The following is a 10,493-nucleotide window of genomic DNA, read 5'->3' on the forward strand; positions in this document are numbered from 1 at the left end:
TCAGTCCTCCACGCTCAGCACTGCCGCGCGGACCCGCGCGTCGGCGCCCTCCGGCACGGCGCGCAGGTCGAGCAGGAGCCGGCCCTGCAGCACCCGGCCGAGGATCGCCGGGTCGCCGGTACGCAGCGGCCCGGCGTACCGCTCGGGCAGGCTCAGCGCCCACGAGTCCAGCTCCACCCCGGGTGCCCCGCCGCCGCCGACCACAGCGGCGCTGGGCACCACCTCGGCCTTGCAGCCGTCCTCGCCGAGCCGGTCGCGCAGCCGTTCCAGCCGTTTCCGCAGCCGGGCCGGGTCGGCGTGCAGCGCGTCCCGGGTGGGCGTGCTCGGCGCGTACAGGGTGGCGGCGAGCGCGGCGAGGGTGAGCTTGTCCACCCGCAGCGCCCGCGCGAGCGGGTGCCGGCGCAGCCGCTGCACCAGGCCGGCGTCGCCGAGCAGCAGACCGGCCTGCGGGCCGCCGAGCAGCTTGTCGCCGCTGGCGGTGACCAGGTGCGCGCCCGCGCGCAGGGTGGTGGCCGCGTCCGGCTCGTCGGGCAGCATCGGATCCGGCGCGAGCAGCCCCGAGCCGATGTCCGCCACCACCGGCACGCCGAGCGTGGCCAGCTCGGCCACCGGCACCGCCGAGGTGAAGCCGGTGACCACGAAGTTCGACGGGTGCACCTTCAGCACGAACCCGGTGTGCTCGCCGATCGCTGCCGCGTAGTCGGCGCGCGTGGTGCGGTTGGTGGTGCCCACCTCGCGCAGCCGCGCGCCGGTGCTGGCCAGCAGGTCGGGCAGGCGGAACCCGTCGCCGATCTCGACCAGCTCGCCGCGGCTGACCACGATCTCCCGGCCGGCGGCCAGCGCGGTCGCGGCGAGCACCAGCGCGGCCGCGCCGTTGTTCACCACGTGCACCGCCCCCGCGTCGGGCACGGCGGCGGCGAGCGCGTCGAGCGCCTCCCGGCCGCGCCGGGCCCGCCGCCCGGTCCGCAGGTCCAGTTCCACGTCGGTGTGCCCGGCGGCGGCGACGAGCGCGTCCACGGCCGACGGGGCGAGCGGGGCGCGGCCCAGGTTGGTGTGCAGCACCACGCCGGTGGCGTTGAGGACCGGCCGGGGCGTGCGGCCGGGCAGGTCCGCCAGTGCCGCGTCGCGTACCTGATCGGGGGTCAGCTCACCGCGGCGGGCGCGGTCCTGCGCGCGGACGATCGCGGCCTTGACCCGGTCGCGGCCGAGCGTTGCGGCGGCGGCGGCCAGCGCGGGATCGGCGAGCAGCGCGTCGGTGCGCGGAACCCGCCGTCGCGGGTCGACCTCACGCATCGGCGCACTCCCGGGAACGGTTTGGCGGAGACGGACGGGAATCGAACCCGCCTGGCCCGGGTCCCGGACCACACCGGTTTTGAAGACCGGGAGGGGCACCAGCCGCCTGAACGCCTCCACGCAGCAGTCAATCACAGCGCGGCGCGGGCCGCCCGGGGAGGTGTCAGACCTGGTCGGCGGCCCGCCGGTCGGCGCGTTCGCGCTGCGGCACCACCGTGTACCGCGGATCCCGCGCCGAGGCGACCCCGCCGTGGAAGATGCCGAACCGGGTGCACACCGACGCGGCGATCAGCGCGCCGCCGGACAGCGCGGACAGCACCCGACTGCGCCGGCCGACGAGCGCGCCCACGACACCGGCGGCGGTCAGTGCCCGGCCCGCGCGCAGCAGCTTCCCCGGCGTGCCCTGGGTGTAGGGCTCACTGAGCAGCCCGAGCCGGTTCTCCACCCGGTGCGAACCCCACAGCTCCATCGCCGCGCCCGCCACCGCGAGGCGCCGCGCCGGGCCAGCCTGCCCGGGCGGCGCGGCCACCAGCCCGACGCCCGCGCCGCTGGCCAGGGCGCTGCCGGCGAAGATGGCGGGCAGTTCCGGGTACGCCTCGTGCCACGACGGCACCGCCGTGTCCGCCAGCAGCACCCCGGTGTACGTGGCCAGCGCCGGCGCGGTGACGGCGGCGACCAGACCGGCGGCGTGCCCGGCCGGGGGCAGCAGCCGGCGGCCGAGCCCCAGCAGACCCCGCTCGGGCAGCAGCGGGGCCGCCTCGGCGATCGCCGCGGCCCCGGCGGCCGGGCCGAACACGCTGAGGATCCAGGTGCCCACCGACATCGGCGAGGTCACCTTCGCCACCCGCAGCATGTGGTGGAAGCGTGACGGCCGGCCCAGGTCGTTCACCAGGAAGTACGTGCTCGCGCCGACCGCCGCGAGCGAGGTGATCCGGCCGGCGCGGCGCAGCGCGGGGCGGCCGGTGAGCTGCCCGCCCGCGGCCAGCAGCGACGAACCGGCGGCGAGACCGCCGGTGAACAGGTACGCGGCGATGTCCCACCGCCACACCGGCGGCTTGAGGACGGGCCGGCCGTAGTAGGAGGTGAACTCGGCCGGTGGGACGTTGAGCTGTTCCCCGCCGCCCTTGCCACCCTTACGGCGGGGCCGGCGCGGCACCGCGTCGCGGGGCGGGTGCGGGGCCAGCCCGGCGTCGCGGGAGCCCGCGTCGGTGCGGCCCACGCCGGGACCGGCGGCGGTGGCCCGGCTGCCGTTCTCCCCCTCGGCGGCGCCGCCGCTCTCCCGTTGCGTGGACAGGCGCTCGCGGAATCGGCGGAACCGGTCACCGACCGGGCGGTCCGGGCTCACGACGATCCTCCGACGAACGCGGCGACGGCAGCCGCCGCCATGGTCAGCGCGGCCAGTCCGGCCCGCTTCCACATCTTCGGCAGGTCCCGGGTGGTGACCACCGGGTCCGGCGGCAGCCCGTACACCTCGGGCTCGTCCAGCAGCAGGAAGAACGCGCCGTCGCCGCCCACCCCGTCGGTCGGGTCGTGGCCGTACAGCCGTGCCTCCGGCACGCCGCGCTCGTGCAGCGCGGTGACCCGCTTCGCGGCCCGTTCCCGCAGCTCGTCGAGAGGGCCGTACTGGATCGACTCGGTCGGGCACGCCTGCGCGCAGGCGGGCGTCATGCCCGCGCCGATCCGGTCGTAGCACAGCGTGCACTTCCACGCCCGGCCGTCGCCCTTACGCTGGTCGATCACGCCGTACGGGCAGGCGGAGATGCAGTAGCCGCAGCCGTTGCAGATGTCCTCCTGCACCACCACGGTGCCGAACTCGGTGCGGAACAGCGAACCGGTCGGGCACACGTCCAGGCAGGCCGCGTGCGTGCAGTGCTTGCACACGTCCGACATCATCAGCCAGCGGAAGTCGGTACGGCTCTCCGCGCCGCTGTCCCGCCCGGGCGGCCGGGCACCGGGCATGCCGAGGAACTCCGGACCGGCGGCCATCCGCGCCGCCGCCTCCGGCTGCCCCGGCGGCAGGCCCGGATTCGTACCGGTGTCCGGTGCCGTGAGCGCGCCGGCGGCCGCCGACGCCGGGCTGGTCGCCGGGCCCGTCGGGTCACCCGCGAACGGCGGCGTGCGGTGACCGGCCGGGCGGGGCTGCTCGATGAACGCGACGTGCCGCCACGAGTTCGCGGTCAGCGCGCCGGTGTTGTCGTACGACATGCCGAGCAGGTCGAACCCCGAGTCGGGGACGTCGTTCCACTCCTTGCAGGCCACCTCGCACGCCTTGCAGCCGATGCACACGCTGGTGTCGGTGAAGAAGCCCATCCGGGGCGGCGCGGAGACCCAGCCCGCGTCCGGGGCCGGGTCCAGCGGGCCGTACAGGCTGTTGGCGTCAGGCATGCGGTTCCCCGTCCTGGTGCGCGGCGGCCGACTGCTCGTCCGTGCTGCCGGCGGCGTCGTCCCCGCCGGCCGCGTCGGTGGTCACCATCGGGATCTTCCGGTCCGGCGTCATCCCGGCCCGCCGCTGGTAGTCGCCGACCAGGTCCAGCAGCGGCGGGCCGGTGGGCCGCCGGCCGGGCCGGATGTCGCAGGTGCCGACCTTGCTCTCCTGGATGAGGACGTTCGGGTCCAGCGTGATGCCGAAAAGGTCGTTCGCCGAGTCGCCGGTCACCAGGCCCTCGGTGCCGAAGTGGTACGGCAGCCAGACCTGGTGGATGATCCGGCCGTCCACCCGCAGCGGGGTGAGCCGGTCGGTGACCAGCACCCGCGCCTCGATCACCGCGCGTCCGGTGATCAGGTGCGCCCAGCCCAGGTGGGCCAGCCCGATCTCACCGGCGAGTTCCGGTGACACCTCGACGAACATCTCCGGTTGCAGCTCGGCCAGGCGCGGCACGGTACGGCTCATCCCACCGGCGGTGTGGTGCTCGGTGAGGCGGCTGACCGTGAACACGTACGGGAAGACCTGGCTGTGCGGCTCCGGCGGGCTCGGGTTCATCCGGTTGATCGGATGCTCGTAGACCTTGCGGGTCGGGTTGGCCTGCTGGCCGTAGAGCGGGTTGCGCATCGGCGACTCGGCCGGTTCGTAGTGCGTCGGCAGCGGGCCGTCGAGGACGCCGCTCGGCGCGTACAGCCACGCCTTGCCGTCGCCCTGCATGACGAACGGGTCGTCACCGGCGAGCCCGTCCGGGCCGGAGGCGCCCTCGGGCGGCCGGTACGACGGCGGCTTCGTCTTCTCGAAGTCGGGCACGTCGTACCCGGTCCACTCGCCGGCGTCCGGATCCCACCAGACGTACTTCTTGCGTTCGCTCCACGGCCGGCCGTCCGGGTCGGCGGACGCGCGGTTGTAGAGCGTGCGGCGGTTCGCCGGCCACGCCCAGCCCCACTCGGCGGCCACCCAGTCCTGCTCGTGGCGGGAGCGGCGGCGGGCCGCCTGGTTCACCCCGCCGGCGTACACGCCGGAGTAGATCCAGCAGCCGATCGCCGTGGAGCCGTCGTCGCGGGCCTCGGCGAAGCCGCTGAGCAGGCGGCCGGTGCCGACCTCGTACCCGTTGATCTCCTTGAGCACCGCCTCGGCGCTCGGCTCCGCGTGCGGGCCGTGCGTGGGGTAGTCCCAGGCGAGGTCCAGCAGCGCGCGGTCGCGGCGCTCGGTGGAGCCGGCCAGCTTCTCCCGAAGCACGCGGCCGAGGTGGTAGAAGAACCACAGCTCGGAGCGGGCGTCGCCCGGCGGGTCGACGGCCTTCTCCCGCCACTGCAGCAGCCGCTGCGTCTGGGTGAACGTGCCCTCCTTCTCCACGTGCGAGGCCGCCGGCAGGAAGAACACCTCGGTGCGGCACTCCTCCGGGACGATCTCGCCGGTGGCGACCTCCGGGCCGTTCTTCCAGAAGGTGGCGCTCTCGATCATGAACAGGTCGCGGACGACGAGCCAGTCCAGGTTGGCCATGCCCAGGCGCTGCGCCCGGCCGTGCGCCGAGCCGACGGCCGGGTTCTGGCCGAGCAGGAAGTAGCCCTTCACCCTGCCGTCGATCATGTTCAGGACCTGCTGGTACGTGCCGTGGTCGCCGGTCATCCGGGGCATGTAGCCGTAGCAGAAGTCGTTCTCCGGCGTCGCCGCGTCACCCCAGTACGCCTTGAGCAGGCTCGCCGCGAAGGAACGCGAGTTGCCCCAGAAGCCCTTCTGGCCCGGGTGCCGGATGCTGTTCACCCACTCGTCGAACGTGGGGTGGTCGGCGTGGTGCGGCATCGGCAGGTAGCCGGGCAGCAGGTTGAACAGCGTCGGGATGTCGGTGGAGCCCTGGATGCTGGCGTGCCCGCGCAGCGCCAGGATGCCACCGCCCGGACGGCCCATGTTGCCCAGCAGCGTCTGGATGATCGACCCGGTGCGGATGTACTGCACGCCGACACTGTGCTGCGTCCAGCCGACCGAGTAGACGAGCGCGCCGGTGCGCTCCCGGCCGGAGTTCTCCGTCCACGCGCGGGCCAGTTCGAGGAACTTCTCCTCCGGGATGCCGCACACCCGCGCCACCATCTCCGGCGTATAGCGGGAGAAGTGCCGCTTCAGGATCTGGTAGACGCAGCGCGGGTGCCGCAGCGTCTCGTCCCGCTCGGTCTGCGGCGGCATCGGCTCGCCGTGCGACTCGTGCTCCAGCCCGGAGGCCGAGTCGCGTTCCTTGCCGGTGCCCCGGATCTTGGCTTCGCCCTCGTGACCCGCGTACTGCCAGGTCGCGTGGTCGTACGAGCCGGTGTCCGGGTTGTAGCCGGAGAACAGGCCGTCCAGGTCCTCGGTGTCGGCGAACTGCTCGCTGACGATGTTTGCCGCGTTCGTGTACGCCAGCACGTACTCCCGGAAGTCCAGCTCGTTCTCCAGGATGTGGTGCACCACGCCGCCGAGCAGCGCGATGTCGGTGCCCGCCCGGATCGGCAGGTACGTGTCGGCGAGCGCGCTGGTGCGCGTGAACCGCGGGTCGACGTGGAAGACCTTCGCGCCGCGCTTCTTCGCCTCCATCACCCACTGGAAGCCCACCGGGTGGGCCTCGGCCATGTTCGAGCCCTGGATGACGATGACGTCAGCGTTGGCGAGGTCCTGCTGGAAGTCCGTGGCGCCGCCGCGACCGAAGCTGGTCCCCAGACCGGGGACGGTGGCGGAGTGTCAAATACGCGCCTGGTTCTCGATCTGGAGTGCCCCCATCGCCGTGAACAGCTTCTTGATGAGGTAGTTCTCCTCGTTGTCCAGCGTCGCGCCGCCGAGGCTGGAGATGCCGAGCGTCCGGTTCAGCGGTCGGCCCTCGTCGTCGACGTCCTCCCAGGTCTCCGCGCGGGCGGCGAGGATCCGGTCGGCGATCATGTCGAGCGCGACGTCGAGGTCCAGGTCTTCCCACTCGGTCGCGTACGGCCGGCGGTAGCGCACCGTGGTCTGGCGCAGCGGGCTGGTCACCAGGCTCTTGCTGGCCGAGCCCTTCGGGCAGAGGCGGCCGCGCGAGATCGGGCTGTCCGGGTCGCCCTCGATCTGGGTGACCTTGCCGTCGGAGTGGAAGACGCGCTGCCCGCAGCCCACCGCGCAGTACGGGCAGACCGAGCGGGCCATGCCGTCGGCGGTATCGGTGCGAGGGCTCAGCTCGGCGGAACGCGCCGACTGGGCGGCGGCACCGCGACCGAGCGGGTCGGTGCCGGTGAGTTGCCGGTAGACGGGCCACCCCTGGATGAACGTCTTCAGACCCACCTGGGCACCCCCTCCCCGTCGAGAACGGCTCACCTCTTCCGGTAACCCTAGGCCAGCCGTCTAGGACGTGCGAGTCGAGCCGCCGATCGGCCCCGTTCGGGGGGCCGGACGGGGTGCCGCGACCGGCGTCCGGGCGAACGTGAAGCGGGGTCCGGTTCAGTCGGGCACCCGACAGCGCCCGTCCCGGTGGTGCTTGATCATCGATGAAGCTGGTGCGGCGGGAGGTCGGAGTGGCAACGGAACTGATGCGGGTACGGACCGAGGACGGCGAGGAGGTCTTCTTCGAGATCCGTCGCCAGGACACCGGGTTCGGCGAGGCCGGGCTCGACGAGCACATCGTGGAGGCGCGCAGGCGTTTCGAGACCGGCCTGCGTGAGATCAACATCGCGGCGCAGAAGGCGCTGGCCACCTTCCGCGCCGCCGCGCACCGCCCGGACGACATCGAGATCGAGTTCGGCGTGAACTTCACCGCCGAGGCGGGCGCCGTCTTCGCCAAGACCGGGATGGACGCCCACCTGACGGTCAAGCTGACCTGGTCCGCCGGGCCACCCCCGGGCGAGGCACCCGCGCGGTGAGTCACAAACCGGCGTGGCACGCCAGGATCACCGGGGCGACCCGCGGCAGCGGCTTCCTGATCGACGAACGCCACGTGCTGACCTGCGCGCACGTCGTCGGTGACCGATCCGAGGTGACCGTGTCGTTCCTGGCTCTCGGCCGAGACCACGCCGCGCCGGGGACTGTCGTCTTCTGCGGCCCCTGGCAGCGCGGGAGCAGCGAGGGAGACCTCGCGGTGGTCCGCCTGGACGAGCCGGTGACAGTGGTCCCGGCTCGGCTGGCGCCGCTGCACGCCGTGGACGTCTACGCCGGGCAGGAACTGGCCGCCTTCGGTTTCCCCAGCGGCTACCTCGAGACCGGGCAGATCGCCTACTTCACCGCGGAGCCGGACCCGCGTCTCGCCGGCCACGCCTGCCAGACCGACGCGACCGACGGCACCGGCTTCGTACTGACCGAGGGATACAGCGGCTCCGCCGCCTACGTCAAGGGCTCGTACGACGTGGTCGGCATGGTGATCTCTGCCGACCGGGCCGGTCCCGGCGGGAGCCGCAGCGGCGTCATCCTGCCGATGGACGAAATCCACAGGCAGTGGCCGGAGATCGCCGAGCGGATCGCGCTGGGTCCGTTCGGTCCGGGGCCCTACCGGGAGCTGCGGGACATCCTGCGGGGCGTCCACCTGCCGGACGCGCACGTCATGGGCCGGGCGCTGTGGACGGGCCCCGACCCGCTGCCTGCCCGCCCGCTGCCCTCCCTGCTCGCGGTGGCCGAGGCACTGGCGGTCCTGCCCACCTCCGGCGAGGACGGGATCCGCGACCTGGTGGTGAGGCTGCTGCGGGAGGTCGGCAAGCGGGTGCCCGGCCGCCGTGCCGCCCTGCACGAATGGAGCGGCCGGCACGGCTGGGGCGCCGGCCCGTCGCCCGCTGACGGGCCGGCCGCCGAAGTCGCGGTCCGGCAGGCGTGGATCGTGGTCCGGGTGGCCACGACCGGCGCGCCTCGCCGCCGGGCGCACCGGCTGACCATCTGGACCGCGAGCGGCCCCGAGGGCGACCTCGACGAGCCGGTCCTCGACGACGTGGAGGTCTCCCGAGCCAAGGTCCGTACCGCCGTGCAGCAGGCGCTGCCCCGCGCCTACGCCCGCATCCCCCACGGCTGCGAGACGATCGGGGTCGAGTTCGTCCTGCCCCGCGGGCTGCTCGGCTGGGACGTGGAGAGCTGGGTCGCCGAGGGCGACACCGCGCCGCTGGGCTGGAAGGGGCCGGTGGTGGTACGCGACCTGGACTGGTTCAACTCCACCACCCCGCACGAGATCGTGCGGCGTGCCAACCGCCTGCGCGAGGACCCACGCACCCTGGACGCGATCGTCCGCTGGCTGGAGTGCTCCGCCGCAGTTCCCCAACCGGACAAGTTCCGGGCCTGGCTGTGGCAGGACGACACGCCGGTAGCGGTCGGCCTGACCGGCGTGTGGGCCGCTGAGAGGCACGTACACGAGGCGGTGGCCACCGGCGTGCCGGCGCTGCTGTGGCGACGAGGCTCCTGCGAACGGCACACCGTGCCGGCCGAGGGATGCCCGGCCACCAGGTTCTGCCGGGACATGGCCGAACGCCTGCATGGTCTGCGCAGCGACCAGCTTCCCCGGACGATTCGCGCGTTGCGCGCGGAATCCGGCCTGAACGACGATCCCGGACACTGCGGCCGGGACGTGACACTGCTGTGGGACGAACCGAAGCGGCGCCCCGCGCCGCTCGGCTTCGCGGAGTGAGGAGCGGACGTGTCCGAGCGACCGGGCTGGTGGATCTACCACGGGACGGGTGTCCCGCACGACGACATCGCCCGGCTGCCGGCACCGCCGCCGTGGCGGTTGTTCGACGACGAGGCCGTCCCCATCTCCCCGTGGGTGGAGGAGTCGGCGGCCGACGCCCGGCGGGGCGAGAACTACCGCCCGGACCGCGACACAGTTGAACTGGTCAACGCCGCCATCCACCTGCGCCGGCCGCTGCTGGTGACCGGCCGTCCCGGCACCGGAAAGTCCACACTGGCCTCTGCCGTCGCCCATGAGCTGGGGCTCGGGCGTCCACTGCGGTGGAACATCACCAGCCGCGTCACGGTAAAGGACGGCCTCTACCAGTACGACCCGCTGGCCCGGCTCTATCAGGCCAGGCGGGACAGCGGGTCCGGGCCCGGCGACGAGCCAGAGGACGTCGGCCGGTTCATCCGCCTCGGCCCGCTCGGCACGGCGCTGCTGCCGGCCGAGCGTCCACGGGTGCTGCTCATCGACGAGATCGACAAGGGTGACCTGGACCTGCCCAACGACCTGCTCGCCATCTTCGAGGAGGGGTCGTACGAGATACCGGAGCTGGTCCGGCAGGCGGATCAGGCCGCCGACGCCGCAGTGATGACAGCGGACAGCACCGAGCGGGTGCCGGTGCGTCACGGCCAGGTCCGCTGCCGGGCCTTCCCGATCATCGTGATGACCAGCAATGGTGAGCGGGACTTCCCGCCAGCGTTCCTGCGCCGGTGCATCCAGGCGACCCTGCCCCAGCCCGAGGCGGAGAAGCTGTCGCGGATCGTCGAGGCGCATCTGGGCACGCTGGCCCCGAGCGGCGCGGAGATCATCCAGCGGTTCCTCAGCCGGCGGGACCACGACGACCTCGCCACGGACCAGCTGCTCAACGCGATCTACCTCACCGACCAGGCGGGACGGACCACGGGTGTGGACCGGGACCAGCTCGCCGACAAGGTGATGGCTCACCTGTCCCGCCGGCCCGATGACGATTGAGCGGCTACGTGCCGCGATCATGGCGGTGGGGGGCGCCCCCACCGCCCGGGACCTCGCCGAGGTCCTATGGCTGAGCCACCACCTCGGCCCGGCGGCGCCGGTGGCCGCTCCCCCGCCGGCCCCGGCCGTCGGGCCGCCGGGCGTGGATGCCGAGCCGGCGGCGCCCGG

Annotated in this window: 7 protein-coding genes and 1 tRNA gene; 3 read left to right on the top strand and 5 right to left on the bottom strand. The window is 73.6% G+C overall.

Features of this window, described 5'->3' with window-relative positions:
• The 5 genes from selA to fdh all read right to left on the bottom strand — a co-directional run bounded on the left by selA (position 1) and on the right by fdh (position 6,994).
• Positions 1 to 1,293: an L-seryl-tRNA(Sec) selenium transferase gene (gene selA, locus AB0D28_RS19260; RefSeq protein WP_357387471.1), complete on the bottom strand. Its 1,293-nt coding sequence runs from the start codon at positions 1,291 to 1,293 to the stop codon at positions 1 to 3.
• 22 nt (positions 1,294 to 1,315) lie between these two features.
• Positions 1,316 to 1,411: transfer RNA gene (locus AB0D28_RS19265), tRNA-Sec, on the bottom strand.
• 45 nt (positions 1,412 to 1,456) lie between these two features.
• Positions 1,457 to 2,638, bottom strand: a complete 1,182-nt coding sequence (gene nrfD, locus AB0D28_RS19270) for an NrfD/PsrC family molybdoenzyme membrane anchor subunit (protein WP_357387473.1) — start codon at positions 2,636 to 2,638, stop codon at positions 1,457 to 1,459.
• Positions 2,635 to 3,678, bottom strand: coding sequence for a 4Fe-4S dicluster domain-containing protein (locus tag AB0D28_RS19275; protein WP_357387475.1), 1,044 nt, complete (start codon positions 3,676 to 3,678; stop codon positions 2,635 to 2,637). The genes nrfD and AB0D28_RS19275 overlap by 4 nt, the downstream gene beginning before the upstream one ends.
• Positions 3,671 to 6,994: a formate dehydrogenase gene (gene fdh / locus AB0D28_RS19280; protein ID WP_357387477.1), complete on the bottom strand. Its 3,324-nt coding sequence runs from the start codon at positions 6,992 to 6,994 to the stop codon at positions 3,671 to 3,673. The genes AB0D28_RS19275 and fdh overlap by 8 nt, the downstream gene beginning before the upstream one ends.
• Positions 6,995 to 7,224: 230 nt before the next feature.
• Between fdh and AB0D28_RS19285 the strand changes: the two genes are divergently transcribed.
• From AB0D28_RS19285 to AB0D28_RS19295, 3 genes are read left to right on the top strand one after another with little or no spacing between them, the layout of a single operon-like run.
• A complete protein-coding gene (locus tag AB0D28_RS19285; protein WP_357387479.1) occupies positions 7,225 to 7,569 on the top strand; it encodes a CU044_2847 family protein in 345 nt (114 codons plus the stop codon).
• A complete protein-coding gene (locus AB0D28_RS19290; RefSeq protein WP_357387481.1) occupies positions 7,566 to 9,308 on the top strand; it encodes a trypsin-like peptidase domain-containing protein in 1,743 nt (580 codons plus the stop codon). The genes AB0D28_RS19285 and AB0D28_RS19290 overlap by 4 nt, the downstream gene beginning before the upstream one ends.
• A gap of 9 nt (positions 9,309 to 9,317) precedes the next feature.
• Positions 9,318 to 10,325: a MoxR family ATPase gene (locus AB0D28_RS19295; protein ID WP_357387483.1), complete on the top strand. Its 1,008-nt coding sequence runs from the start codon at positions 9,318 to 9,320 to the stop codon at positions 10,323 to 10,325.
• The last annotated feature ends 168 nt before the right edge of the window (positions 10,326 to 10,493 follow it).

The sequence above is a fragment of the Micromonospora sp. NPDC048169 genome (genome assembly GCF_040652815.1).
Lineage (GTDB): Bacteria > Actinomycetota > Actinomycetes > Mycobacteriales > Micromonosporaceae > Micromonospora.

What these genes read in the sequence shown, in the direction of transcription:
- selA (WP_357387471.1), bottom strand. Translation starts at nt 1,293, where the DNA reads ATGCGTGAGGTCGACCCGCGACGGCGGGTTCCGCGCACCGACGCGCTG.
- AB0D28_RS19275 (WP_357387475.1), bottom strand. Translation starts at nt 3,678, where the DNA reads ATGCCTGACGCCAACAGCCTGTACGGCCCGCTGGACCCGGCCCCGGAC.